General features: G+C 64.8%; 18 protein-coding genes and 2 tRNA genes. 7 read left to right on the top strand and 13 right to left on the bottom strand.

The window, feature by feature from the left end:
• Positions 1–7: 7 nt before the first annotated feature.
• The gene (xseA, locus tag ACOOGG_RS07560; protein ID WP_420433877.1) at positions 8–1,420 is read right to left on the bottom strand and encodes an exodeoxyribonuclease VII large subunit; all 1,413 of its coding nucleotides are present in this window, start codon (positions 1,418–1,420) and stop codon (positions 8–10) included.
• Entirely contained in the window at positions 1,417–3,291 is a 1,875-nt protein-coding gene (locus ACOOGG_RS07555; protein ID WP_420435184.1) for an ABC transporter ATP-binding protein, read from the bottom strand. The genes xseA and ACOOGG_RS07555 overlap by 4 nt, the downstream gene beginning before the upstream one ends.
• A gap of 80 nt (positions 3,292–3,371) precedes the next feature.
• On the opposite strand from ACOOGG_RS07555, the gene ACOOGG_RS07550 reads away from it, so the two are divergent.
• The gene (locus ACOOGG_RS07550; protein ID WP_420433875.1) at positions 3,372–3,947 is read left to right on the top strand and encodes a copper resistance CopC family protein; all 576 of its coding nucleotides are present in this window, start codon (positions 3,372–3,374) and stop codon (positions 3,945–3,947) included.
• A 1-nt stretch (position 3,948) separates the two neighbouring features.
• On the opposite strand, the gene ACOOGG_RS07545 is transcribed toward ACOOGG_RS07550, so the two are convergent.
• The gene (locus tag ACOOGG_RS07545; protein ID WP_420433873.1) at positions 3,949–4,398 is read right to left on the bottom strand and encodes a nucleoside deaminase; all 450 of its coding nucleotides are present in this window, start codon (positions 4,396–4,398) and stop codon (positions 3,949–3,951) included.
• Between the two features lie 54 nt (positions 4,399–4,452).
• Between ACOOGG_RS07545 and ACOOGG_RS07540 the strand changes: the two genes are divergently transcribed.
• A tRNA-Ser gene (locus ACOOGG_RS07540) sits at positions 4,453–4,542 on the top strand.
• A gap of 38 nt (positions 4,543–4,580) precedes the next feature.
• On the opposite strand, the gene ACOOGG_RS07535 is transcribed toward ACOOGG_RS07540, so the two are convergent.
• Complete coding sequence (locus ACOOGG_RS07535; protein WP_420433871.1) at positions 4,581–6,038, bottom strand: hypothetical protein; 1,458 nt, start codon at positions 6,036–6,038, stop codon at positions 4,581–4,583.
• 540 nt (positions 6,039–6,578) lie between these two features.
• Positions 6,579–8,255: a flavin-containing monooxygenase gene (locus ACOOGG_RS07530; RefSeq protein WP_420433869.1), complete on the bottom strand. Its 1,677-nt coding sequence runs from the start codon at positions 8,253–8,255 to the stop codon at positions 6,579–6,581.
• A 120-nt stretch (positions 8,256–8,375) separates the two neighbouring features.
• On the opposite strand from ACOOGG_RS07530, the gene ACOOGG_RS07525 reads away from it, so the two are divergent.
• From ACOOGG_RS07525 to ACOOGG_RS07515, 3 genes are all read left to right on the top strand, one after another.
• Positions 8,376–9,431 carry a hypothetical protein gene (locus tag ACOOGG_RS07525; RefSeq protein ID WP_420433867.1) on the top strand — a complete coding sequence of 352 codons (1,056 nt, stop codon included), beginning with the start codon at positions 8,376–8,378 and terminating at the stop codon, positions 9,429–9,431.
• 95 nt (positions 9,432–9,526) lie between these two features.
• Positions 9,527–10,465, top strand: a complete 939-nt coding sequence (locus tag ACOOGG_RS07520) for a hypothetical protein (RefSeq protein ID WP_420433865.1) — start codon at positions 9,527–9,529, stop codon at positions 10,463–10,465.
• A gap of 39 nt (positions 10,466–10,504) precedes the next feature.
• Positions 10,505–10,582, top strand: a tRNA-Arg gene (locus ACOOGG_RS07515).
• A gap of 67 nt (positions 10,583–10,649) precedes the next feature.
• Here ACOOGG_RS07515 and ACOOGG_RS07510 read toward each other — a convergent pair.
• The 6 genes from ACOOGG_RS07510 to ACOOGG_RS07485 are packed head-to-tail and all read right to left on the bottom strand — an operon-like array spanning position 10,650 to position 19,971.
• Positions 10,650–11,858: a cytochrome P450 gene (locus ACOOGG_RS07510; protein WP_420433863.1), complete on the bottom strand. Its 1,209-nt coding sequence runs from the start codon at positions 11,856–11,858 to the stop codon at positions 10,650–10,652.
• Positions 11,859–11,871: 13 nt separating this feature from the next.
• On the bottom strand, positions 11,872–12,060 hold the full coding sequence (locus tag ACOOGG_RS07505) for a ferredoxin (protein WP_420433861.1): 189 nt from the start codon (positions 12,058–12,060) through the stop codon (positions 11,872–11,874).
• A 2-nt stretch (positions 12,061–12,062) separates the two neighbouring features.
• On the bottom strand, positions 12,063–13,337 hold the full coding sequence (locus ACOOGG_RS07500) for a cytochrome P450 (RefSeq protein WP_420433859.1): 1,275 nt from the start codon (positions 13,335–13,337) through the stop codon (positions 12,063–12,065).
• Positions 13,330–16,239, bottom strand: a complete 2,910-nt coding sequence (locus tag ACOOGG_RS07495) for an ABC transporter permease subunit (RefSeq protein ID WP_420433857.1) — start codon at positions 16,237–16,239, stop codon at positions 13,330–13,332. Before ACOOGG_RS07495 ends, ACOOGG_RS07500 begins: the two co-directional genes overlap by 8 nt.
• 2 nt (positions 16,240–16,241) lie before the next feature.
• Entirely contained in the window at positions 16,242–18,443 is a 2,202-nt protein-coding gene (locus ACOOGG_RS07490; RefSeq protein WP_420433855.1) for an ATP-binding protein, read from the bottom strand.
• 43 nt (positions 18,444–18,486) lie between these two features.
• Positions 18,487–19,971 (bottom strand): ABC transporter substrate-binding protein, encoded by a 1,485-nt coding sequence (locus ACOOGG_RS07485; RefSeq protein WP_420433853.1) that lies wholly within the window; start codon positions 19,969–19,971, stop codon positions 18,487–18,489.
• Positions 19,972–20,069: 98 nt separating this feature from the next.
• On the opposite strand from ACOOGG_RS07485, the gene ACOOGG_RS07480 reads away from it, so the two are divergent.
• On the top strand, positions 20,070–21,269 hold the full coding sequence (locus tag ACOOGG_RS07480; protein WP_420433851.1) for a phytanoyl-CoA dioxygenase family protein: 1,200 nt from the start codon (positions 20,070–20,072) through the stop codon (positions 21,267–21,269).
• A gap of 1 nt (position 21,270) precedes the next feature.
• Here ACOOGG_RS07480 and ACOOGG_RS07475 read toward each other — a convergent pair whose 3' ends face one another.
• Positions 21,271–22,098, bottom strand: a complete 828-nt coding sequence (locus ACOOGG_RS07475; RefSeq protein WP_420433849.1) for a tyrosine-protein phosphatase — start codon at positions 22,096–22,098, stop codon at positions 21,271–21,273.
• Entirely contained in the window at positions 22,098–23,540 is a 1,443-nt protein-coding gene (locus tag ACOOGG_RS07470) for a hypothetical protein (RefSeq protein WP_420433847.1), read from the bottom strand. The genes ACOOGG_RS07475 and ACOOGG_RS07470 overlap by 1 nt, the downstream gene beginning before the upstream one ends.
• 156 nt (positions 23,541–23,696) lie before the next feature.
• Between ACOOGG_RS07470 and ACOOGG_RS07465 the strand changes: the two genes are divergently transcribed.
• Positions 23,697–25,919 (top strand): MFS transporter, encoded by a 2,223-nt coding sequence (locus ACOOGG_RS07465; RefSeq protein WP_420433845.1) that lies wholly within the window; start codon positions 23,697–23,699, stop codon positions 25,917–25,919.
• The last annotated feature ends 1 nt before the right edge of the window (position 25,920 follow it).

Here is a 25,920-nt window from a genome sequence, read left to right as displayed (position 1 = left end):
GTGCTCCTCATTGATTCTCAGACACGGTGCTGTGCAGTTCGCCCTCGGCCAGGGTTGTCACCAGCTCATCGCCGACAGCCAGCGACGCCGGATTGCGCACAACTTTGCCGCTATGGCGGGTGATCGACCAACCGCGGGCCAAGATTGCCCGAGGATCGAGCAGGCGCACCCGGCCCTCCAGATTGGCCAGTTCTCTGGCAGCGGATTTCGGGATTCGCCGGGCCTGGGCTGTCGTCCTCGACTTCACCTGGTCAAGCGTGCGCCGACTGTCGACAATGGCCGTCGACACCCGATGGCGCATGGCCCCGGCACATCCGTCCACCCGACGGGTCTCCCCTCGGGTCCGGGTCTCGGCCAACTCCCTAATTCGCCCGGCTCGGCCATTGAGCGTGCTGCCCGCCCGGTGCAGGTGGCCTTCAGCGGCTCGAGCGGTGGTCTGGCTCACGTTCACCAGCCGCTGATCGGCGTTGCCCAACAGCCGTTGGGCCCACGAAGAGACGCCGTCCCACGCCTGCTCGGCGGCCTCCAAGTGGACCCGGGCGGCGGTCACAATGAACACCGCTGCCGCGGTGGGCGTCTTCTGGGCCTCGTGGGCCACCTCGTCGATGATGGTCCGGTCGATCTCATGGCCCACTCCGGTCACCACCGGCACCGGGGCGCCGGCCGCGGCCCGGGCCACGACCTCGCTGTCGAAGGCCACCAAATCGGTACGGGCCCCACCGCCGCGCACCACCGCGATCACATCAACTCCAGACCGGCCCACCGCCCGGATTGCCGCGGCGATGCGCGGAGGCGCGTCCACCCCCTGCACCGGTGTGTCGGCCAGCGCCACCTCCCAGGCCAGCCCGCTGGCAACCAGCTCGTCGCAGAAATCGTGATGGGCCGCGCTCCCGTTGGAGGTGACCAGCCCAATCCGAAGCGGGGCCACCGGGAAAGGCACGCCTTGGTTCTTGGTCAACAGGCCCTCGTCGCGCAGCATCTCCAGCAGGCGCAGCCGCTCGGCCTCCAGTTCGCCCAGCGTGAAGTTGGGGTCAATGCCCGACATGTAGAGCTGGAGCCGGCCACCGGGCGGCCAGAAATCCAATTTTCCCTGGATGCGGACCTTCATTCCATCTTCCATGGCCATGCCGCCCTGGCGGCGCAGCGTCTCCTCCACCCTCTCCCGGTTGAACCGGAACAACGCCACCGAAATCGACGCCTCGGGCTGTTTAGAGGAGCCATTGTCGGGGTCAGGCTCAACCAAGTCGAAGTACATGTGGCCGCTGCGGGCTCGGCTCAGGTTGCGGATCTCGCCCTCCACCCATAGCTCGTCGCCGAAGGCGTCGCCCAAAACCTGCTTGATCCGGTTGGCCAACTCGGCCACGGTGAACGTCATCGGCTCGCTGGCGACCCTCTCCGCAGCAGAGTTGAACAGGCTCACAGCGCGCTCTCCGCCGATGACCGCTGCTCGTTGCGCACCAGCGTGCGGTACAGCTCGGCGTACAGCCCCCCGGCGCCCAGAAGATCATCATGGCGCCCCGACTCCACCAGCTCCCCCTGGTCGAGCACCAGGATCTGGTCGGCGTTGGTCACCGTAGACAGCCGGTGGGCGATCACCACCGCGGTCCGGCCTTGGAGGGCAATGGCCAGCGCTTGCTGCACGAGCGCCTCGTTCTCGCTGTCCAAATGGCTGGTGGCCTCGTCCAGCACCACGATGGCCGGGTCTTTGAGCAGCACCCGTGCGATGGCAACCCGCTGCTTCTCTCCCCCCGACAGCCGATAGCCCCGTTCGCCCACCAAAGTGTTGTAGCCCTCGGGCAGCGAGGCGATCAGGTCGTGGATGTGGGCCGAGCGGCAGGCGGCCTCCATCTCGGTTTGGGTCGCGCTAGGCCGGACATAGAGAAGGTTGTCGGCCACCGTCTCATGGAATAGGTGCGGGTCTTGAGGAACTACCCCCACCGAGGCTCGCAGCGATTCCTGGGTTACGTCCCGCACGTCGGTGCCGTCGATCAGAACCGCCCCGCTGTCCACGTCGTAGAGCCGGTTCAGCAGCGCTACCAATGTGGTCTTGCCTGCTCCCGACGGCCCCACCAGCGCCACCAGCTGGCCCGGCTCGATCACCGCCGACACGTGGCGCAGCACCGGACTGCCGGTGGCTTCCGGCGCAGCGGAGTTGGCTTGCAGCGAGGCCAGCCGGTCGTCGCTGGGCGGGTAGGTGAAGGTAACGTCGGCGAGCTCGATGCGTCCCTTAGGTCTGTGCAGCTTCGCCGCGTCGGCCCGGTCAGCGATGGGGTTGGGCGTGTCCAAAACCTCGAATACCCGCTCGAACGACACCAGCGCGGTCATCACGTCCACCCGGGCGTTGGTCAGGCTGGTAAGCGGGGTGTAGATCCGCACCACCATCAGCCCCATGGCCGCCAGCGTGCCCACCGTGATGGTCTCGGAGATCACCAGATGCCCGCCCACCCAGTACAGCATCGCGGCCCCCACCGCCCCCACTAGGCCCAGCGCGATGAAGAACGCCCGCCCGTACATGGCGCTGCGCACCCCGATGTCCCGCACTCGCCCGGCGGTGAACCCGAACCCGTCTCGCTCCTGGTTGTGGCGCCCGAACAGCTTCACCAGCATCGCCCCCGACACGTTCAACTTCTCGGTCATCACCGTGTTCATCGAGGCGTTGTGCTCCATGGACTCCCGGGTGAGGGCCTGGAGCCTCCGGCCTACCCGCTTGGTTGGCAGGATGAACACCGGCAGCAGGGCCAGAGCCATCAGCGTGAGCCGCCACTCCAGCAGGAACATGGCCACCAGCGTGGTGGTCAGCACGATGGTGTTGGACACCACCGACCCCAGCGTGCCGGTGAAGGCCCGCTGGGCGCCGATCACGTCGTTGTTCATCCGGCTGATGAGCGAGCCGGTTTGCACCCGGGTGAAAAACGCCATCGGCATGCGCTGCACGTGGTCGTAGAGCCCCACTCGCAGGTCGTAGATCAGACCCTCGCCGATGCGTGACGACCAATAGCGCTCGATGAACGCCAGGGCCGCCTCCCCGAAAGCGGCCAAAACGATGATGGCGGCCAGCAGGTTTACCTGGCCCCGGTCGCTGTTGGCGATGGCGTCATCGATGATCTGGCGGAACAAAAGCGGCGGCACCAGCGACAGCAGCGCTCCCAGCAGCAGCACCACCACGAATCCGATGAGCATGTTCCGGTATGGCCGCGCAAAACCGGCCACTCGGCGTATCGTCTGCCCGGCTATCTGCTTGCCTTTGACCCCGGAAGGGTCGTGGCCGATGGCGCCGTGGGCGCCGCCCATCGCATGCACTTCCTGCACGATACGCCGCAGGTGTGACGGTCGGCTGTTTGGAAGGACAAGTAGCGGCCTAGGGTTTGGAAATGCGGGTTCGAGCCCGAAAGATCGTGGCGTTGGTGGTGGCAATCGCCATCGTGCTCGCCTTGTTGCTCTCGCTTCTGGCGGTGTTCAGCAGCACCGCCGCGGCCCATGCCGAGATGCGCCGGTCGGCTCCGAGTCCCGGTCAACTGGTGGGTGGAGTTGTCGACCGGGTGGAGATGGAGTTCCGAGATCCCATACGGCCCCACCAGTCGAATGGAGTGGGGCTTCTCTATCCCGACGGCACCCGCATTCTGACGATGATAGAGGTGAACGGACACCTGGTACGGGGCCGCTTCGACACGCTCACTGAGCCCGGCACGTACAAGGTGATATGGCAGTTGCTCGACGACTCCGATGGAGACTGGAACCCCCCCGAGGAGTTAGAATTCACCTACGACCCGGCCGCCGCTTCACCCGAGTGGCTCCCCGCGTCTGCCGCCGAAGGCTCAGGCGGCGGAGGAGGCATCAGCGGCAGCACCCTGGCGCTGGTGGTGGTAATCCCCGTGGCCGTGGTCCTAGCCGCCTGGGTCTTCTGGCCCCGCAAGCGGAAGAGCGCCCAGCGCAAACGCCTCCGCTGATTCAGCGGCGAGCGGCAAAGAAGTCCTTGAGCAACGCGGCCGCTTCGTCGCTGCCCACCCCGCCCACTACCTCGAAGTTGTGGTTTAGCCGGGGGTCGGCGCCCAGGTTGTAGAGCGTTCCACACGACCCGGCCTTGGGGTCTTCGGCGGCGAACACCACCCGGCCCACCCGGGCCATTACCGCCGCCCCTGCACACATCGGGCACGGCTCCAGCGTGGTGACTAGCACCGCCCCATCTAGCCGGGAGGAGCCACGAACCGCAGCCGCAGCCCGCAGGGCCAGGATCTCGGCGTGGGCGGTGGGATCGTTGGTGCTAAGCCGCTCGTTGTGGCGGGCGGCCACCACCTCCCCGTCCATGGCTACCACTGCACCGATGGGCACCTCGCCGCGCTCACCGGCTCGCCGGGCCTCGGCCAATGCCAGTTCCATGAGCTGGCGGTCATCGGTCACTTGGTCAGGTTATGGGCTGGGAGGCCGTTGACACCGCTCACTATCCTGAAGAGCGGAAGGTTGCCAGAGCGGACGAATGGGGCGGCCTCGAAAGCCGTTGTGGCCTCCGGGTCACCGTGGGTTCGAATCCCACACCTTCCGCCAAATCGATTCGGTAGCCATTGGACGCCGGCCGGCACTGGTCAGCGGGGAACGAAGGCGTCCAACTCCGCGTCGTAGACGAAGAGCGCGGGCTGGGCGTTGGACACCCACGGCTTGTCGGGCGTTAGTGATCCGCTCGGCGACCCTGTCATGGGGAAGTGTCCGAGGTCGTACCCGGCCTGGAGGAAGCTCTCGGGGGTGAGCTCCGGCCCTGCGGCCGTCGCCAGCGCCACGAAGATGTCCCACGACGCACAGACCTCGACGGCAGTCCCGGATTCGGCGTCTTCGCCTTCGGTGGATGTCCCCAGGCCCTGCCCGGTCGCCTCGTTGATTGTCTCGAAGCACTCGGGTATGCCGTACAGGCGTTGGGCGGCCAGTTCGTCTACGCCGGGCTCACCGGTGGCGATCAGATTGGAGAACACGCTCAGATCGGCTCCGAGCGCGGTGTTGGTAGCCACATCGTTGGCCGGGGTGACGATGTTCCAGTCGGTCTGCCCTGCCCGCTCAAGACCGTGCAGGACACCGCCCACGGCGCCGTCGACGTTGATGACCCACTCGGGATCGTGGGTCCGCCACCGTTCGACGTGGATGCCGATCTCGGACTCCGCAGCAATCAGATCTTCCCCCCCAATCTGCTGTCTGGTGACCTCGAGTATCTCGGCGCCGAAACCGCGAAGCAGTTCCTCGGCCATCTCGATCCGCCCGTCGACAGAAGCGCCGTAGATGACCACCCTGGCCCCCTCAAGTTCGGGCCTCAACAGCTCCAGTCCGGCCAGCAGCGAGCCGAACTGGTACGGGCGGGTGGTAATCAATCGCCCGTCGCTGACTGCAAGATCCTGCTGGTCCAAGTCGGCGGTGTTGATGACGATGGTCTCGTTGAGGTCGGTGTAGCAGAAGATGTTGCCCCAGCCAGAGATGAGGAATCCGAGCACCAAGAACACTTCGTTGTCCTCGGTCAGGGCCACGCACGCTGCTTCGAACGCCGTTTGGTCGATGATGTCCCACTGCTCGGTAATGATCTCCACCCGGCGACCGTTGATCCCGCCGGCGGCATTGGTGGCGTCGACGAGAGGCTGGTACCGGGCCAAGATGTCGCCCACGTCAGCGAAAACAGTCACGTCGGTGATGGCGACGCCCAGTGTGATGGTGTCGGCCGTCACCCCCCGAGCAGTCGCTGTCAGCTCGACAACCCCGCCGTCGGCCTTTCCGCTGTCGGCGCCGCCGATTTGCTCAGCACCATCGGCGGCGGAGTCGCTGGCCTCCTCAGAAGCTTCGCTGTCTGCGGCGCTGCCCTGCTCAGAACCTCCGTCAACAGACGCCGAATCGCCAGCGTCTTCAGTATCGGCACTGTCGCTATCGGGAGCGGTCGCAGGCTCAGGTGCCGCCGTCGGCTCCCTCGCGCCAGCCGTTGCGGGCGACGATCCGTCCGAACCCCCACCACAGCCGGCAAGCAACAGCGCCGCCACAACCACCAAGGCCAGCCAATTCCATCGGCGCATCACTTCCCCCTCACCGTCTGCTGGTGCAACCAGCGAAAAGGCTGCCCTTCTTTGGCACTGAGTCTGTTATTCACGTGAACTCAGAATTGCATACTACCGATAACGTGGCGGCTGGTGGGCATGCACGCCATGCCATTCCTCTTGCATCTCCCAGTAGCTGATCTCGCCGCGGAGCAGTCGACAGGCGATTTCGGGAAGCGCGCTGCTGGGCCACCTGTTTTCCCCCACGAGGTGCGCTTCGGTTTGGATCGAGCCATCGTCACAGAATTCGTACGTGCGGTATCCGGGCGGGAGCGTGGTGAAGTCCTCGAAGTCTATGTTTACCGAGAGCAAGGGGCACTGGTGGACGGGGTGCCCGGCACAATCCACAACCGTGTAGGTGTGCGTGTGGCCTGCTCCAACCCCCTTGATAGCGGGAGCCAGGTCGATCAGCCGAGCTAATGGGTGACCCGAAACATGCCCCAATATCCTACAGACCGCCATCTCTGATCCACAGCCCGTCCTCACGACTCGGGTGTCGTCGAGAGCCAGCGATATGCGTCACCCGAAGGCAAAACCCTCGTAGCCGTTGGCGGCGATCTCGTCGCAGATTGCGGCGTAGGTGTTGGTGCCGCCGAGGTAGAAGGTGACGCCTCGGGGCTTGCCGCCGATGTTTGAACCGGTCCACCAGGAATCGGTTTTGCCGACGATGCTCTGGGCGGCGATCTCGTGGACCTGTCGGGTCCATTCAGCCTCGGCCTGAGGGTCAGAGTCGATGCGGTCTAGATCGTGGTCGAGCATGTGGGCCAGGCAGTCGGCGATCCAGTCGACGTGCTGTTCGATGGAGAAGATCACGTTGCTGTACACCGCCGGGCTGCCGGGGCCGGTGATCATGAACAGGTTGGGGAACCCGGCCGCCACCAGACCGAGATAGGCGCCGGCCCCGTCGGCCCATTTGTCGCGAAGAGCCAGGCCCCCGACTCCCTGGATGTCCATGGCCAGAAGGGCACCGGTCATGCCGTCGAATCCGGTGGCATACACGATCAGGTCGAGGTCGTAGGAGGAGCCGTCGGCGGTCCGCAGGCCTTGGAGCGTGATTTCGGCGATGGGGTTGGCAGCCACGTCTACCAGGGTCACGTTGGGTCGGTTGTAAGTCTCGAAGTAGTCGATCTCGACGATCAGCCGGCGAGCGCCTAGGGGGTGGTCGATCTCCAATAGCGCGTCGGCCACGTCGGGGCTTTCGATCTTGTCTTTGATCCTGTCCCGAACGAATTGCGCGGTGATCTGGTTCGACTCGGCGTTGGTCATCACGTCGTCGAAAGTGCGGGCGAAGCCCGGCCCGCCGAGCGCCCACGATTCCTCCAGCACCCTGTTGCGCGTCGTCTCATCCACTTCGAGGGCCGATGAGACCTCAGGAGGTCGTCGCCCCATCCCGACCGGGTTGGATCGCTTGAGCGCCCACCGCTCGCGGTAGTTGTGCTTGAGCTCCTCGAGAGTGTCGGCGTCGAGCGGCCGATTGCGGGCCGGGATGGCGAACTGCGGAGTGCGCTGAAATACGAACAGGTGGTCGGCCTGTTTCGCCAGCTGGGGTATGGCCTGAACGCCGGTCGACCCGGTGCCGATCACGCCGACTCGCATACCGGTGACGTCCAAGCCGCCCTTTGCCCAGCGAGCGGTGTGGATCTGCTGTCCCTTGAAAGTGTCCGCCCCCTTGAATCGCGGCGTGTTCACCTCCGAGAGGCAACCGGCGGCCGATATGAGAAACCGGGCCGAGACGGTCGCTCCCTTTGAAGTGCGGACGATCCACCGGTTCTCGCCCTCATCGAAGCGGGTCTGCTCCACCCGGGTGTCGAACTCGATGTCGCGGCGCAGGTCGAAGCGGTCGGCGACGTGGTTGAAATAGCGCTCGAGCTCCGGCTGGGTGGGGAACCGCTCGGTCCACTCCCACTCCTGCTCGAGCTCCTCGGAGAATGTGTAGCAGTAGTCCCAGCTCTCCACGTCGCACCGAGCGCCCGGATAGCGGTTCCAGTACCAGGTTCCTCCGACGCCGTCCCCCTTCTCAAAGACCTTGGCCGACAAGCCGAGCCCGCGAACCCGGTGAAGGGCATAGAGCCCCGCAGCACCGGCCCCGATGATCACGACATCTAAATTCGCCTCGGTCACTGGATCTTCGATGGTCCAAGCATCGCGGATGACTGTCTTCTTGCGGAAGTAGTATCCGGCCCATGGGCGGCGCACTTGGCATTGAACACCCTTTTGAGCTGTCTGGGCCGGTGAAGATCCTCCACCGCATCTGCCCCGCTGGGCACTAGCGCCGTGGATGCCTCAGTAGCGGCTTGGCAGGCGTACTGCCAGGCGATGGCCGATGCCGGTGAGTTGGTGCTGGCTGCGGGGACCCCCGACCATGCTGGGGCCCGGGCCGAGGGCATTCGAGCCCTGAGTCGCTATGTGACGTTTGGGCTCGAGCAGTGTCTGGAGCGAGCCGACTCGGTCCGCCCCGAGTTCGTGGATGTGCAGACCACCATCCGCAAGTACATGGGGGACAATCCCGACCAGACCTATTTCTCTGCCCCGGTCAGCGGCGACCGGTCTTACCGGATCAACGCCACCATGGCCGATGCGGTGGCGGTGGAGATCGGGGTTTACGCCGGCAGCTTCGGCAGCAGCGGGGGCCGTCGGCTGGTGGACGCAGTGGAGGACACCACGCTACAAGTCGATTCCGAGGGCGGCTATGTGTTGTTGCTAACGCCCGACCCCGAACCCGGCAACCCCAATCAACTGCGCTTGGACCCCGATTCGAGCTCTGTGCTCATCCGCACCTACTTCACCGACCTGAACGTGCGCCTGGCCCACCCCCGCCCCACCATCGAGGCCATCCCCTTGGGCGGGCCCTCGCCCATGCTCACTCCCGAGCAGCTGCGCCGAGGTCTGGAGTTGGCTGCGCTTCATGCCACGGGTTCGTTCGGCTGGTGGGTAAATCAGAGGAAAAAGGTACCGAGTGAGTTTCCCCTCAACGCCTTCCTACCGCTGCCCGACGAGGGCGACCTGCTCACTCCCGAGAACGTGCGCTACCTCTCCGGCGATTGGCAGCTCGCCCCAAACGAGGCACTGGTGGTGGACTTCGACCCCTCAGCCGGGGCCGACTACTGGGCCTGGGTGCTGCTCAGCCACTGGGGCGAGACGGTGGATTGGCGGAACCGCACAGCGGTGATCAACGGCGACACCGCAGTGCGTCGCGACGACGGATCGGTCCGCCTAATAGTGGCCCACCAAGACCCCGGCATTCCCAACTGGCTCGACACCGCCGGCCACCCCCAAGGATCGCTCAGCCTCCGCTGGTTCCGCTCCAACGCCCCCCTCCCTGGAGCCGAGACCCAAGTGGTTCCATTCGAACAGCTGCCCACCATCAATTAGCCGACCGTTACGGGCTTTGACCCGATTGATCCTAGGACCCGGTCTGGGGTGTCGGGAGTAGTCTGGGCGCGTAGTCAATCGGGAAGGGGAGAGCCATGAATGACGACGTCTCCACCACTGAATCCGACCAACCAATGTCGGAGGATTCCGCTGCCGAGGAGCCTGAATTGCCCAGGGGCGAAGGCTCCCCCGAATCCGCTGACGAGGACGGCGAAGGGGGCGGCGATTCCGGAATGATGGGACCCCTCGAGATCCCCTCCACCGGACGCATGCTGGTGGGGATCGGCGGGGCGGTCATGGCTCTTTCCACGCTGTTCAGTTGGGTGGAAATTGGAGCAGACAGCTTTCCCAATATCGCAGGTGTAGGGGATTCAACTATCGGCATCGGCTTGGCTGTTTTCTTGGTGGGCTTGTCTCTTCTCCTGCGCCATAGGTCGATGGCAGCCACCCTGGGAATGGCCCTGGGGGCCTTCGGTGCCACCCTGACCTTGATCATGGTGATTGGTACCGACAACGACGTGTTGGGATTTGGGGCGTGGCTCGGCTTGGTGGCTACGGCCGTCGCCGTGGTGGGAGCGCTGCTACTGGTATACGAGTCGGACGAACGACCAGCCCTGGACTTTCATCCTATGGAGGGGGCGTTGGGAGCAGCATTGGCGATCGCCGCTTCCATCTTCCTTGATTGGGCATTGGCGTCCGCCTATTTCCTCGGCGGTGGAAACCCTCAGCTCGGGGAGGTCGCCAACGGATTGGATCCCGACGTACTCTTCGGGCTGCCCGTCCTCATCCTGGGAGGGATCGCCCTCGTATTCATCGTGGAACTCATCTCCGTTCCCCGCATGGTCTTGGAGGGCAGGCGGCAGTGGCTCTTGATGATCTCGCAGACGGCTGGAGTGGCCATCGTGGTGATCGCCGGATCAAACGTCTTGGGGTCGGCAATCCTCGGGTTCCGATCCTTCGGCTCTGGCCCCCTCGTCGCACTGGTGGGAGGGATCATCCTGACCCGTTCCATCCGCCAGGTGTCAAACCACTAGCGAACACACTCAGGCCGCCGGGTACACTGGTTGCTGCTCGCGCTTGTAGCTCAGTTGGATTAGAGCGTCTGACTACGGATCAGAAGGCCGGGGGTTCGAGTCCCTCCAAGCGCGCCACGCCGATCAGAGATGATCTGCTTGGTGAGCGAATCCACCAGTTGCAGCCTGTTGGGTTATCGCGTGCTCAGCCGACTACCAGCTCGAGGCGGTCCCAACCCCGCACGGTAGAGGTATGCGACCGCTCGGAGTTGTCGAAGTCAACCGACCACTCCGGGAAGCGCTTCAGGAATTCTTCGAGCGCAACCCTGCCCTCCAGGCGGGCCAGTGCCGCTCCCAAGCAGAAGTGCAGTCCGAAGCCGAACGAGAGGTGCTGATCGATCCGGCGGTGGATGTCGAGCCGGTCGGCAGTGTCGCCCCACTTGCGCTCGTCGCGATTGGCCGAGGCGTTGACAAAGGCGATGGCGCTGCCTTCGGGGACGGATTGGCCATGGATTTCCACGTCTTCGGCCACGTAGCGGGCCTGTACTGGTGACGGCGCCTCGAAGCGGAGCATCTCTTCGACAGCCTTGGGGATGAGCGCGGGGTTCTCCACCAGCTCGCGGCGCTGATCCGGGTACTCGGGCAGAGTCTTGGCCATCCAGCCGATCAGCTTGGTGGTGGTCTCGTTCCCCGCTCCGGCCAGAAGGCTGACATAACCCAGAATCTCGTCCCTGGTCAGGCATCGGATGACGCCGGTGTGGTCCTCGAACTCGGCGTGCACGAGCTGGGTCATCACGTCGTCGGCCGGGTTTTCCGCTCGCCAGTCGAGATATGCGCCGAAGTTCCCCTCGGCGGCATCGTTGTTGAACTCTTGCATGGCCTCGGGCATCTCACCGGCCTCTATCCGAAGCCCGTCGTCGATCTGCTCGCGCAAAACGGTTTGGTCGTCCTCGGGAATGCCGAGCAGCATGCCGATGACCCGCATCGGCATCTTGGCGCCGAGCTCGGCGATCACGTCGAAGCGGTCTGTGCCCCGGAGCCCGTCGAGCGCGTCGGCGCAGTAGCGGCGGACCTGCGGCTCAATGGTGTTCATGCGCAGCGGTGTGAACACCCGGGACAGCAGGCCCCGGTACACCGTGTGGCTGGGAGGATCGTCGAAGATCAGCAGGCCCGGGGGCATTTGAGCCCCGGACTTGATGATTTCCAGAACTGAGCCGCGGCTCGAGATGAACCGGCGGTGGTCTTTCAGGCCCGACTCGACGTCGTCCCAGCGGGTGACGGCGTAGAAATCGTGCTTGTCGTTGTAGTACAGCGGATACTCATCGCGAAGGCGCTTCCACACCGGGTAGGGGTCGGCATCGATCTCGAAGTCGTAGGGGTCGTAGTAGGGCGGAGTGCCTTTTGCATCTGACATGGCTCTTCTCCTGTCACCTGATCTGAATGGCCCGGGTCGGACACCGCCTCTTGGCCTCGCGAGCCGCGGTCTCGTGCTCGGCGGGTACTTCCTCTACCAGCGCCCGGGCGTAGCCGGCGTCCTCAAGGGCAAAGACATCTGGGCAGAGCACTGTACACACGCCGTGGCCCCCGCAGAGGTCGTCGTTCACCGAAACTCGCACCGCTACTGCCCGTCAAATTCGAGACCGAGGAAAGCGAGACCCCGTAGGATATGGGTGGGTACGTAGGTGAATTGCCGATCGCGGGGCGGCCCGTGAACTTCCTCGGAGATGCGGATGTCGGTCATGCGGTCGAGGATGCGGTTGAGGCTCACCTTGGCCTCGGCCCGGGCCAGGGGAGCGCCGGGACAGGTGTGTGCCCCCCGGCCAAAGGCCAAATGCGTTCGGGCGTTGTCCCGCTCGATGTCGAGGGTGTGGGGGTCGGGGAACTGGCCGGGGTCGCGGTTGGCCGCACTGTTGAGCACCATCACCGTTGTGCCTGGCCCCACATCAACTCCGCCGACGGTTACCGGGCGGCGGGTGAGGCGGAAGTCGCCTTTGATCGGGCTCTCTATGCGCAGAGACTCCTCCACGAAGTTGCCGACCAGTGAGCGGTCGCTGCGGAGGCGCTCTTGGAGCTCGGGGTCTTCGGCCACGAAGTAGAGCATGGTGCTGAGCAGGCGCACGGTGGTCTCGGTGCCGGCCGCAAACAAGTTGGCGGCGATGCGCACCGCGTCGATCACCTCCGGGGTCGAACCATCGGGGAACGTGGCGCTGGCCAGCCCGGTGAGAACGTCGTCTCGGGGGTTGGCCCGGCGATCCTCGATATAGGCGGTGAACTGGCCATAGAGGAACTCGAGGGGGTTGTGGGCCATGGCGTGCTCGTCGGTCGACCCGATGCCGTGTTCTTTGGGCCGGTGCAGGAGGTTCTCGGTGAAGCGGTCCCGGTCGTCGTCGGGCACCCCCAGCAGGTCGGCCACCACCAACAGGGCAAAGGGCTGGGCAAAATCTCGGATGAACTCGCATTGACCCTGCTCGATGAAGGTGTCGAGCTGGCGGTCGGCCAGGCGCCACATGAACTCCTCATTCTCGCTCAGGCGCTTGGGGGTGATGAGGCGCATGAGCAGTGCCCGGTGGTCGGTATGGGCGGGCGGGTCCATGGTGGGGAGCTGATCCGACATGGGTAGCTTGTCGCGATGCTCGGCTATGAGGTCGCTTATGTCGTCGCCCTCCAGCGGCACCGGGAAGCCGGGGAAGGGCCCTGTCACCGAGTTGCAGGCTGAGAAACCGTCGTTGTCGTTGTAGACCTCGATGGCCTCGCCATATCCGGTGATCATCATCACATCGTGGTGAGGTTCGGGGTGCACCGGGCACTGCGACCGGAGGCGGTCGAAGTACTCGTAGGGGTTGGCCACCAGTTCTTTGTCGGTGAAGAAGTTCCGGCTTTCCAGATCAGTCATGGCTGGGCTCCTCTGCGGGTTCGAGTCTGTCATGGGGCGCGGCTACGCCGCTGCGAGCGATGGCCCGCTCGTCGGTGCCGAGGTAGCTGGCGATCACCAGCGGGTCGTTCCGAACCTCGTCGGGGGTCCCCTCGGCGATGATGGCCCCCGCCTCCAGGCAGTACACCCGGTCGCTGATGCCCATGATGAACGGCATGTCGTGCTCGATCACCAACAGCGATGCGCCCAGTTCCTCGCGGATGCGCAGAACCAGCGGGGCAAACGCCTCGGTTTCCCGCTGGGCCACCCCCGCGGTGGGTTCGTCCAAACACAGCACACGGGCTTCGAGCGCAATGAGGCACGAAAGCTCCACGATGCGGCGGGTTCCGGTGGAGAGCTCGCTGATGAATGAGCTGGCATAGCGGCCCAATCCGAAGAAGCTGATGAGCTCGTCGCCCTCGGCTTGGCGGTTGCGCTCCCGGCGCCGGGCGCTGGGCAGCCCCAATAGGGTGGGTATGACCTGGGAGCGGCCTCGGGCTTCTAGCGCCACCTGGATGGTCTCCCGCACGCTGAGGTCGGGGAACAGGTCGGCCTGTTGGAAGGTGCGACCCAGCCCCAGGCTGGCCCGGCGGCTGGGGGAGTACCGGGTCACGTCGGTGCCGAATATCTCTACTTGGCCCACCGACGGCACGAACCCGCCGATAGCGTTCATGAGCGTGGTCTTGCCCGCGCCGTTGGTGCCGATGAGGCCGACCACCTCGCCGGGTTGCACACAGATATCGACCTCTTCCACTGCGTGTACCCCGCCAAACTGCACCGATACTCCGCCGGTGGCCAGAGCGGGCACTCCGGCCGGGGTTGCTCGGTCGGCCAGCGCGGCCGAGGCCGCTCGAGCGGGGATGGGGGCGGGCTCCCGTTCGGTGGAGGTGTCGGGGATCCGCTTGGCTGCCGCGGCGAAGATGGCGTCGCGAATCGAGTAGGCCACCTGGATCAGTCCGCCGGGAAGGTACATGAGCAGGATCAACACGCCCGCCCCTGAAGTGAGCAGGCGCACCTGCTCGGACTCGGCGAAGAACGACGGGATGCCCACCACCCACAGCGCACCCAGGATCACCCCCCAGATCGACGAAAGTCCGCCGATGACGGCAATGGCCACTACCCGCAGCGATTCATCGGGGGAGAACGCGGTGGGCCCGAACTGCACCCGCAGCCCGGCGATGAGCCCGCCGGCCAGTCCGGCCAGCGCCCCGGAGATGGCGAACGCCACCAGCTTCATGCGGGTGGGCGACACGGTGAACGCCGCCGCGCTCTGCTCGTTGTCGCGCACCGCGATTAGAGACCGCCCCACCCCGCTGCGGCGTATTCGGCTCACCAAGATGGCGCACAAGCAGAGCACCCCCAAGCACACGTAGTAATAGGTGCGCTGCGACTTCAGGTCGAAGCTGTCGCCCCACCGGGCCCGGGGCAGGCGCACCACCAAGTCGCCCCCGGTGAGAATGTCGCGCTCGAACAGCCAGTTTTGGGCCATTACCGCAAAGGCCAGCGTGATGACGGCCAAGAACAGCCCCCGGACGCGCAGCGCGGGCAACCCCACCACCACCGCGGTTACCAGGCAGGCGAAGGCGGCCAGGAATATGGCCCCCTCAAACGGGATCACCGGCAGTTCGAAATCGCTGCCGCCAATGGAGAAGCTGACCCCCCGCACCATGGCGGTGGTGAGCATGGCGCCAAGTCCGGCGAAGGCGAACTGCCCCAGCGAGAGCTGTCCAGCCCAACCGGTGAGCAGGGTGAGCGACATGCCCACGATGGCCAACAACAACATGAGGGAATAGAGGAAGTGGCGCGACGGTCGGGTCACTATCAGCGGGAGCACGATGGCCACCGCCAGCGCAACGGTGACGGTGATCTGGGGCAGATAGCGCACCCACCAGAGTTGTTGGAGCTGGCGGGGCACCGGTCGCACCCGGGGGGCGAACGACATCGACTGGGCCCCTTCGCTGCCTCGCTGTCGCCGTTGGTAAGACAGCACCGAGATCAACATGGCGGCAAAGAGCCCCGCGTCGATCAGCCCCGGCTCCTCGAAGTAGTTGAACAGCAGCGTCGCCTCGGCCCCGCCGATCACTACACCGGCCAAGAGCGCAACTGGCAGCGAGTGCATCCGGGCGATCAGAGCCGCAGCCAGGGCCCGCAGCAACAGCCCCGGCCCCAGCGTGGCCGCCTCTATCACGGTGCCCTGGCCCTTGAGCGGGGCGACCAGCACCGCGGTGATGGCCGACAACAGCCCGGCGATGGTCCACACCGCGGTGGACATGGCCTTGGTGCTGATGGCCGACAGCCGGGCGGCATCGGGGTTCTCGGCCGAGGCCCGTATGGCCGTGCCGTATTTGGTCCGCTCCAAGAAAAGCGCCAGCGCGGCTACGAGCACTGGCACCACGATCAGCACCAGTAGCTGCGCACTGCGAATCCTGATGTCGAACAGCTCCCAGCGGCCGTCGAACGGGGTAGGGAAGCTGGCAATGGCGGTGTAGTTGGGCAACCAGAAGCCGGCCAAGAACACCACTTGAGCGGTGCCCATGGTGGCTACGAACAAGATCACTTTGGGAGCATTGGCCAGGCGTCTCACCACAGTGAGCTCGATGATCCCGCCGAATGCAGCCCCCGCGGCCAGCCCGGCAACGAGCGCTATCGGATACGGCACGCCGTACTTGGCCACCAGCAGGCCCAGTAGCGCGCCGCCGAACGCCCCAACCTCGGCGTGGGCGATGTTGATCACCCGTGAGGATCTGTAGATCAGCACTAGGCCAACGGCCATCACCCCATAGGTGATGCCGGTAACCAGCCCGTTGAACACGATCTGGCGGTTGAAGGTGAACGCCAGCACGCTGTCGACGGTGCCGAGCACACCGTTGATAGTGGCCAGCACGCTCAGCCGCCCGATCCCGATTGTCCCAGGAAGACGGCTCGGGCCAGGTCGTCGCGCTCGGCCAGGTCTTGGGCCGGACCCTCGAAGCGGACCTGCCCCTTCTCCAAGAAGATGGCCCGGTCGGCTACCGCCAGGGCCACGTTCAGAGACTGCTCCACGATGATCATGGTCTGGCCCTCGGCCCGCAGCCGCTCCACCACTTCCAACAGCGACTGCACGGTGACGGGGGCCAAGCCGAGCGACAGTTCATCGATCATCAAGATCTCCGGGTCGTGCATAAGAGCCATGGCCAGCGACAGCATCTGCTGCTGGCCTCCGGAGAAATCACCGGCCACAGCCGACCGGCGCTCGGCGACAACCGGGAACAGGTCGTAGGCCCGCTCAAGGCGCGGTTCTAGTTCGGCGGGGCCGTAGCGGAACCCGGCCATGCGCAGGTTCTCCTCCACCGACAAGCCGGGGAAGATGGCCTTGCCTCCGGCCAACTGCACGATCCCGATCTTGGCCCGCATCCCTGGGTCGGCATAAGTGATGGTGCGCCCGTGGAGCCGTACCACGCCCCGCTGGGGCACACCCAGCCCGCTCACCACCCGCAGCACCGTCGACTTGCCCGCGCCGTTGGTGCCCAAAAGGGCCAGTGACTCCCCTTGGTGTACTTCGAAGCCGATATCGAACAGCACCTGCACCTTGCCGTAGGAGAAATCCAGGTTGCGCACTTGGAGCACCGGAATGTCGGCCGCGTCGGCGCCCGCCATGCGCTCGGCCTCGTCTTGCTCCTCGTGCAGTTCCTCGATGACCAAGGCGATGTCACCCTCGATGAACCGGGAGCCGTAGGCCATGAGCGATCCCCCCACCAGAGTGGCCGGCAGGATCACGATGGTGAGGGCGGTCTGCTCGCCGTGGACATCGCTGAGCATGCCGGTGATCACCGCGCCCAAAAAAGCCCCGAACAAGAACATGTAGATGCCCACAAGCGCGGTGCCCCGCGACCTGAGCCGGTAGGGGATGACCGAAGCGATCACGCCCGGCAGGATGGCGAAGGCCGCTCGGGCGAAGGCGTTTGAGGCGCCCAGGAATATTCCGAGCAGCAGGACCGTGGGCATCCATATCCCCACCACTTGGATGGCGCCGAAGGTGACGACGAGGACGCCGATGAAGACCATGGCCCGGGAAGGGTGCTCTTTGAACAGGGCGTCGGCCCGCTTGCCCGACACCGCAGCACCCACGAAGCCGGGCAGAACAGTCAGCGACCCGAAGACTCCCCGCTCGAACGCGCTCAGCTCGAAGTGGTCCTCCAGATGGAGGTTGATGAAGATGATGGTGGTGAAAATGGCGAAGCCGATGGCCGCCATGCCGGTGAGGTAGTAGTAGAACGACTTGATCTTGCGGAGCCGCTCGAAGGCCACCGACAGCGAGATGGGCAGTTCATTGTCGGACTGCTCTAGCTCCTTGCCGAGCACGGCTTGCATTTCGTGGCTGCCTCTCCGGGGCTCGCGCACAAAAAAGGCGCTGAGGGCTAAAGGAATGCCCATGACTCCCATGGTGAGGAACACCCATCGCCAGCCCTCGTCGCCGGTGGCGATGAGCACCACCAGGCCAGCCACCAGCGGTCCCAGAGCTTGGCCGGCCATCTGGAACCAGCCGTTCAGAGCGAAGACTTTGGCCCGGGCTCCGATTGGGTAGCCGTCCATCAGCATGGGTCCGGCCACCGGGATGTAATACGACTGCCCGAGTCCGGCGCCCATTCGGGCGATGAACAGCAAGAAGGCATTGGAAATGGCGCTGGTGACCATGACCACGACCGACCACAGCGACATCGCCGCCCCTACCACCAGCTTGCGGGGCACGCGGTCGGCCAGCGAGCTCAGCGGGATGGAGCCCAGCAAGAACAAGATGCCGAAGGCGCCGCCGATGGCGCCGATGGTTCCGTCGGAGACGTCGAGCGATTTCTGGATGTCGGGGGCGATCACCGCGAAGGCCGACGTCTCCAGAGTCTCCACGAAGCCGAGCAGGCCGATGAACCCGATCAGCCCCTTTCCGCCTCGGCGCAGGCCTTGGCGCAAGGTGAGCTGTTCGGCGTCGAAACTACCCGCCGGGCCGCGCTGGGCGGCCTCGGCAGCGGCGATCTCTTGTTGGCGGCGCTCCTCTTCGTCGAAGACCCTGGCAACCAGGTCCGCCGGTGTCTCCGACCGTGGGGATTCGGTCATCCCTTCAGATGGCTCCGAGAGCCGTCAGACCAATACGGATCGTCTATTGGTCGAGCATCATCCGGGCGCCGTCGATCTCGACCCAGCAGGCGCAATCGGCTCTGTACTCCTTGAGCGTGATCGCGTCGGGGGCGTCGTGCTTGGTGGGGCTCCACGAGCCGGTGATGTCCCCGAGCTTGTAGTCGGTGAGCGACTCGAAGCCCTGGATGAGAGTGGTCTGGTTGACGGTGCCGTAGGTCTCTTGAGACCAGTTGCCCGCCGCCTCCAGGTTCTTGATGAACAAACAGGTGCTGCCCACCGCGCTCCAAGCGTCTTCGTTTTCGACTATGTCGTATTCAATGCCGGTGACCTCTGTGAAGACGGCGTTGCACTCGATGGAGTGCTCGTCAGGGCTCAGCCGGTCGAGGCCATAGCTCAGACCGTATAAGCCGTAGAAGAGGGTGGGATCGGGACCCCGGCTGAACACTGCTTGGGCCACCGAGGCAAACACCAGGTTCTCGATATCGCTGACCAGCCACTGCGGCTCCCAGCCCCCCTGACTGGCCAGGAACACCCCGATTCCGAACGGCGAGGGAGGCAGTATGGAGAACACCGTGTCCACGCCGGCGGCCTGCATGCGTTCCAAGCCGATGTCCACCTGAGAACATGAAGTGCCTTGGCAGGGCAGGGCCACTTCGTCGGCGAGCTCATAGCCGGCGTCGGCCAGTGCCGCCTTCAGCGCTTCAGCGGCCACCTCGTGCTCGCCGATGTCGCCCCGCATCAGCCCGAGGGTGCGGCCTTCCAGCAGGCCCTGGGCATCGGCCATGGTCGGCCAAGCCCCCACGAGCCTCTCGGTGGTCATGGCTTGGGAGAACAGCCGCCCGTCGGAGCGGTCGTATATCTCCTGGGGCAAGATGCCCGACAGCATGTAGGCGATCCGCTCGTGGCCCTCGGTGGCGCACAGCACGGTTTCGGCCGCCACACCGCCCACGAAGTGGACGATGGCCACTTGGTCGTCCTCGGTAGCAGCAATGCAGGCCGCCTGTTGGTCGGTGGCCGACGCCCCCGGCGGATAGTCGTGATGCACAATCTCGATGTTGCGGCCGCCCGCGCCACCCCGGGCGTTGACCTGCTCGGCGAAGACCTCGTAGTTGCGCGGGATATCGCCGGTGTCGGGCAAGATGCCTGCCTCTTCGAGGGACTTAGAGTCGCTCCGCAGGATGGCCACTTTGATGGTGTCGTCGGTGATGCCCACCGTTGACCCTTCGGGCACGGGGATTGGCGTGGGCTCGGGCGTCGGCTCGGGCTCAGGTTCGGGTTCGTCGGCCGGCTCATCCGCGGGCTCGGGCTCCTCGGCCAGCTCGGGCTCCTCGGCGGGTTCGGGCTCATCAGCGGGCTCAGGCTCCTCGGCGGGCTCTGGAGCGCTCGTGGGCGCTGGCTCGACAACCTGGGGTTCGTCAGCATCCTCCGAACTACTACACGACGCTGCGACCAGCGCAAACACTGCAATTAACGCGAAAATGACGTTACGCCACTTGATGTGACTCATCGGATTCCCCTCCGGGCTCACCGCTAGACGATTCTCGCGGCGACGCTAACAGACGTGGAGTACCGTTGCCAGAAAGCGGATATGAGGTTTTCACTGGTATGACCACCACACCATTCGACTCATTCCGAGCAAATGCGGGAAAGGCTGCGGTTACGAGTCGGGAGGGGTTTGACCTCGACGAACTGCGCTGCATTGTGGAGGTCGATGAGGCGCTGGAGGACTATCCGTTAGCCGATGCAGTGGTCGATCGGGCGCTGGTATATCGCACCGAGGACTTGCAGGGACCCCTGCGCGAGCTCGACCAGGCCGCCGCCGTCTGCAACGAGCTGACCCGGGCACTTTATGACGGTCCGGGGGTGATCGTGATCACCGGGGCCATCGAGCCTGCGGTGGTCGACCGGGCTACCGAGGTGTTCGAGCAGATCATCGCCTCCGAGCGCGAGGCCGGAACCGGCGGGGGCGATCACTATGCCAAGCCTGGGGCCAACGACCGGCTGTGGAATGCGCTGGAGAAACTGGCCGTGGCCGATCCTGAGACCTTTGTGGACTACCACGCCTGCGACATGATCGACTTGGCTTCGCTGGCCTGGCTCGGACCCGGCTACCAGATAACCGCCCAGGTGAATGCCATAAACCCTGGCGGCGCGGCGCAGATGCCCCACCGGGACTACCACATGGGTTTCATGACCGACGAGGTGGCCGAGCGCTATCCCATCCACGCCCACCGCATGTCGCCGATATTGACCCTCCAGGGGGGTGTGGCCCACTGCCACATGCCGCCGGAGACGGGGGCCACCATGCTGTTGCCCCACTCCCACAAGTACGAGCTTGGCTATCTGGCGTGGCGGCGCCCCGAGCTGATCGAATACTTCGCCGAGCACCACGTGCAGATCGAGCTGCACAAGGGCGACCTGGTGTTCTTCAGCCCTGCGGTGTTCCATGCCGGGGGCCACAACCAAACCAACGATGTGCGGCGGATGGCCAACCTGTTGCAGATCTCCTCGGCCATGGGCCGGGCCACCGAGGCCGTGGATCGAGAGCGCATCGTCAACGCCATCTACCCCGCACTGCTGCGCCGCCAGGAAGAGGGGCTCGACCCCGCTCTCATCGCCTGCGCGGTGGCGGCCAGCGCGGAGGGCTATGCCTTTCCCACCAACCTCGACCGCGACGTGCCCATAGGCGGCCTCACGCCACCGTCACAGCAAGATCTGGTGTTCGAAGCCCTCGCCATCAAGACCACCCCCGACGAGCTCGCCGCGCAGCTAACCGCCCACCGACACCGTCGGGCCACCCACTGAACTACTGCGGGGGGCCGAGGTAGTTCGACCTGAGCTGAGCAATGGCCTCATCGGAGAGTTTGAGGTGGGAACGGGCGTAGGAGTCCAAGCCGCCAAGATTGTCTTCTATGTGGTCGAGGAAGGCCTGGATCTGGCTTTCGTGGGCGCCGAGTATTGGCCACAGCGAAGGCGGAGCCAATTGGCGCAGCTCCTCTAGCTCGTCGGCGGTCACGGTGTTTGTGGCCAGGTAGTCCTCCACCACTGCCTCGCGCTCGACGCCGAGCACGCCGAGCAACAAGGCGGTGGCCGCTCCAGTCCGGTCGGTTCCGCCCTCGCAGTGGAAGAGGAGGGGTCGACCGGAGACCGTTGCGACTTCGGCGAAGAATTCGGCGAAGACGGGGGCGAAATCGGTGGCAAAGCTCACATACCGCTTCACGCGGTCGCCCGCGATGTCGAGGTCCAGCTCATTGGTCAGCTTGAGCACAGCATCGAAGTCCCGGTTGAGCCAATGATGGATGATCTCAGCCCGGAACTCCGACAGTTCTTCTTCTCGGCCGGCGAGAAGGGCAGTGGAGCTTCGGGGGTTGTCGATGGGCAGATTCACCCAGCGCACGTCGAAACCATCGAGCCGGTCGGGTCGGCGCTCCACCTCGGCGGCGCTGCGGAAGTCGACCACGCAGGCCAGATCAAGGCTGGCCAAGTCCTCCCCAATTGCTTCATGCAGCGTGTCGGAGCGGAACAGAACCCCTCCTCGAACCACGCGGCCGTCGGCCGTTTGAATGCCGCCGAGGTCGCGCAGGTTCTTGGTGCCCCTCACGGGGACCAACTGCTCGAAGACGTCAACGCCCATCAGCCGGCCGGTACGAACTCCTCTTCGTCGGGATCCCACACCACCTTGATCATCGGTGAGTCGTCGGCTCCGATCTTGCCCTCGCTGATTGAGGCCGCAGACATACCCGGCAAGTCGATGGACCCGAGGTTGGCCGCCGCCTCTAGGAAGGTCTCGTTGGTGAGATTGGGGCCAGCCGCGGTGGCGATGGCCGCGAACAGCTGGACCGTTTGGCATGCCCTCACGACCAGATCCAAGTTGATGGGCTGGCTGGGGTCTTCGGTCACGTTGACCATTTCGACGTTGCCATCCTCGTCGGTGATCTGGGCGTTGTTGTAATTCTCGACGCACTCGATGAGCAAGGGGTCGTTCCCTTGGTCCCAGATCGTCTTGTTCTGGGCCGGTGCGAATACGTGTAGCTGGATGTCGTTGGGATCCACGCCCAAGTTCAGGTAGATGTCTTCGTCAGATTCGCTGGTCATCACCGGGATGTCGATCCCCGCCCTGATGAGGGCCGCGGTCATTAGCGAAGGCTCAAGCGAGTACACCAGATCAGGACTCTCATCGGCGATCCGCTGGACTATCACGTCGTGGTTGGCCTCGGCGGCTGGCACATCGTCCACCGCGGTGACCGTGCTGACCGAGCTGATGGAGGCGCCGCCAGCCTCTAGCGCAGCAACGAGGGGGTCGATGAGAGCCTCTTCGGTGACCAATAGGCTGAGGTGGACGCTCTTGTCATCGAGAAGCCCGTCAGCCGCAGCCGCGGCGATCATGTTCACCTCGATGCCCAGCGTGGTGGCCTCGGTGGCGAAGAGCAACCCATTGGAGCGGCTAATGGCATCAGGGGTCACATCGTTGCCGTTCACGGCAATGGTGTTGTTGAGCTCGGTGTAGCAGAGTTCGTTGTCCTCGCGAAGCCACCCGACGAACGCGAAGACCATCTCGTCCTCGACGAACTTCACGCAGGCTGCGTCTGCTCCGACCGACCCGAGCACATCGAAGACTTCGATGAAGGGGACCAGCATCCGGCCGTTTATCCCGCCGGCCGCGTTCACCGCGTCCACAGCCACCTGCCACTTGGCCGCGAGGTCGCCCTGGTCGAAGCCGAACATCTCCGCATTGAGGGAGGTCATGCCGATGCGGATCTCCGTTTCGGTCACACCCCGGAATGAGGCCGTCAGCGGCTCTGGGGTCGGTTCAGGTTCGGCGGCGGGCTCGTCGTCCGCGGGCTCGGGATCGGGAGCGGGCTCGTTGTCCGCGGGCTCGGGTTCGTTGTCCGCGGGCTCGGGTTCGGCGGCAGGCTCTTCCTCCGCCGGTTCGTCAGTCGTTTCGGTTTCGGCGGCGGGCTCGCCGGTCGGTTGTTCCACCGGAGTGTCGCCGGTGGTGTCGGAATCTGAATCCCCCCCACAGGCGGTGACGAGCACTGATAGAGCGATGAGCACCCCTAGAAGTCGCTTGAACACTTGAACCTCCAAAGTCTCCGTTGTGGTGACAACGTAGCGAAACAAGGTGGCATCTCAGCGAGAAGCCGCCGAATATTTCGCAACAATTTCGATAACTGTAGACAAGAATCGAAACTCTGTCTTTCCCGAAGTGGTTTTGGGTGCTATCCATCTGGCGTGGCCAGTGACATGGAGACTGCCGACGGCCCGAGTCAGGGGGCCGCCTCGACGCTGAGCTCCACCATCCTCGACAACGAGGAGGCCCGGACGCAGGCCGCTGAAGCCGCCAGGCGCGATGTGGTCTACGAGGACGCCGTGCTGCCCGGCGTTGGCGTTGAAGAGATGAATCTGCGAGACGGCCTTCGACGGGGCGGCATGCTCACGTTCGGTACCCTTGCCGCCATCGAGGCCTTCGACGAGTTGGAGGGCGCTGCTCTCAACGTCTTGGGCCCAGACATCGCCAACACTTTCGGCGTCTCCGACGGGACCATCACCTTCATCTCGGTAGCGTCGGCGGCCTTCTTGGTGCTCGGCGCCGCCCCCATGGGATGGCTGGCTGATCGAATGCGCCGAACCCCCATAGTTGCCATCGCGACCATCGTCTTCTCTTTCTTCTCCTTTGCCACCGGCCTGGCGGTGAGCGCCTTCATGTTGTTCTGGCTGCGCTTCGGCGCTGGCATTGCCAAGGCCAACAGCCTCACCATTCACCCCGCGCTGTTGGCCGACGCCTATCCGATTGCCATCCGGGGCCGCATGTACGCGCTGGAGAGGAGCATTTCCCGTGTTGCCGGGACGATCAGCCCAATCCTGGTCGGTGCCGTGGCTACCGTCGCGGGGGGTGATGAGGGCTGGCGATGGGCCTACCTGATCTTCAGCATCCCGATTGCGGTTATGGGGTTTTACGCCTTGCGCCTCCCCGAGCCCGAACGCGGCCAGTGGGAGAAGCGCGAGGTCCTCGGCAAAGGGCTCGACGCCGAGGACGACATGGAGATCTCTGTCGAAGCCGCCTATGCCCGCATCTGGCGCATCGACACCATCCGCTACATGACTATCGCTCTGGCCGCCCTCGGGTTCGCCCTTTTCCCGGCTGGGTCGATCGAGAGCTTCTTCCTTGAGGAGGAGTTCGGCTTGGACGCCCTGGAACGGGGGATGGCCACCTCGCCGACCGCCTTCGGCCTGCTTCTATTTCTGCCCTTCATCGGCAAGCGGTTCGACCAGACGTTCAAGCGGGATCCCAATCGGGCTCTCCGTATCCTCGGCGCCTTGCTGTTCCCGCTGGCGGTGACGGTGCCGATCCAGTACTTCATGCCCAACGTCTACCTCTTTGTGGCGATGGCGGTGGTGAATGGGACGCTCCTCGGAGCCTCGTTCGCGATGATCGGGCCCGCCGTCCAAACGGTCCTTCCCTATCGCCTACGCGGCATGGGGATGGCCATCATCTTGTTCTTCATGTTCGCCATCGGCGCGGTGGGCGGCGGGCTGCTCGCGTCGGTCCTCCAAGACGAGATCGGAGAGCGATCCACCATCATCACGATCACCTTGATCGCCATGCCCCTCGGAGCCTTCTACATCATGCGGGGGTCGAGCCGGATGCGCCGCGACCTGTCGTTGGTGGTGGCCGAGCTCAAAGAGGAGGAAGAAGAGCAAGAGCGCCGGGCCAAGCCAGGGGCGAGCGTCCCCGCGCTACAACTCCACAACATCGACTTCAGCTACGGCCAAGTGCAGGTGCTGTTCGATCTCAGCTTTGAGGTGCAAAAGGGCGAGACGCTAGCCCTGCTGGGGACCAACGGGGCGGGAAAGTCGACTGCCCTCAAGGTCGTTACCGGCTTGAACACGCCGGAGCGGGGGATCGTTCGTCTCAACGGCCGTACCATCACCTTCGCCACTCCCGAGCAGCGAGTCGCCATGGGCGTCCAGATGCTTCCCGGCGGCGGCGGGGTGTTCAGGTCGATGACTATTGCCGACAACATCCTGGTCGGCGCTGGCCGCTACCGCCAGGATCGCGCCTCACTGGACCAGAGGCTGGACTACGTATTCGACCTGTTTCCCATGCTGAAGGATCGCCAACAGGAGTTGGCCGGCGACCTGTCCGGCGGACAGCAGCAGATGCTCGCCCTGGCCCGGGTCATGCTCCACAAGCCCGAGATCCTGCTAATCGACGAGCTGTCGCTCGGGCTTGCGCCAGCGGTAGTGGCTGAGCTTCTAGAGCTCGTCGAGTCTTTGAAGGCGGCTGGCCAGACCATGGTCATCGTCGAGCAATCGTTGAACGTGGCGCTGTCTATCGCCGAGCGGGCCGTCTTCTTGGAGAAGGGCGAGGTGCGGTTCGAAGGGCTTACCGCCGATTTGGCCGAGCGCGACGACATCGTTCGAGCAGTCTTCCTAGGAGAAGAGGGCGGTTAGC

Origin of the sequence: Candidatus Poriferisocius sp. (assembly GCF_965214065.1) — a bacterium.
GTDB lineage: Bacteria > Actinomycetota > Acidimicrobiia > Acidimicrobiales > Bin134 > Poriferisocius.
Note: the sequence above shows the minus strand (reverse complement) of the source record. Positions and strands in the feature narration are given on the sequence as shown.

What these genes read in the sequence shown, in the direction of transcription:
- ACOOGG_RS07555 (WP_420435184.1), bottom strand. Translation starts at nt 3,291, where the DNA reads ATGGGCGGCGCCCACGGCGCCATCGGCCACGACCCTTCCGGGGTCAAA.
- ACOOGG_RS07550 (WP_420433875.1), top strand. Translation starts at nt 3,372, where the DNA reads ATGCGGGTTCGAGCCCGAAAGATCGTGGCGTTGGTGGTGGCAATCGCC.
- ACOOGG_RS07535 (WP_420433871.1), bottom strand. Translation starts at nt 6,038, where the DNA reads ATGCGCCGATGGAATTGGCTGGCCTTGGTGGTTGTGGCGGCGCTGTTG.
- ACOOGG_RS07525 (WP_420433867.1), top strand. Translation starts at nt 8,376, where the DNA reads ATGGCCGATGCCGGTGAGTTGGTGCTGGCTGCGGGGACCCCCGACCAT.
- ACOOGG_RS07520 (WP_420433865.1), top strand. Translation starts at nt 9,527, where the DNA reads ATGAATGACGACGTCTCCACCACTGAATCCGACCAACCAATGTCGGAG.
- ACOOGG_RS07510 (WP_420433863.1), bottom strand. Translation starts at nt 11,858, where the DNA reads ATGTCAGATGCAAAAGGCACTCCGCCCTACTACGACCCCTACGACTTC.
- ACOOGG_RS07500 (WP_420433859.1), bottom strand. Translation starts at nt 13,337, where the DNA reads ATGACTGATCTGGAAAGCCGGAACTTCTTCACCGACAAAGAACTGGTG.
- ACOOGG_RS07490 (WP_420433855.1), bottom strand. Translation starts at nt 18,443, where the DNA reads ATGACCGAATCCCCACGGTCGGAGACACCGGCGGACCTGGTTGCCAGG.
- ACOOGG_RS07485 (WP_420433853.1), bottom strand. Translation starts at nt 19,971, where the DNA reads ATGAGTCACATCAAGTGGCGTAACGTCATTTTCGCGTTAATTGCAGTG.
- ACOOGG_RS07480 (WP_420433851.1), top strand. Translation starts at nt 20,070, where the DNA reads ATGACCACCACACCATTCGACTCATTCCGAGCAAATGCGGGAAAGGCT.
- ACOOGG_RS07475 (WP_420433849.1), bottom strand. Translation starts at nt 22,098, where the DNA reads ATGGGCGTTGACGTCTTCGAGCAGTTGGTCCCCGTGAGGGGCACCAAG.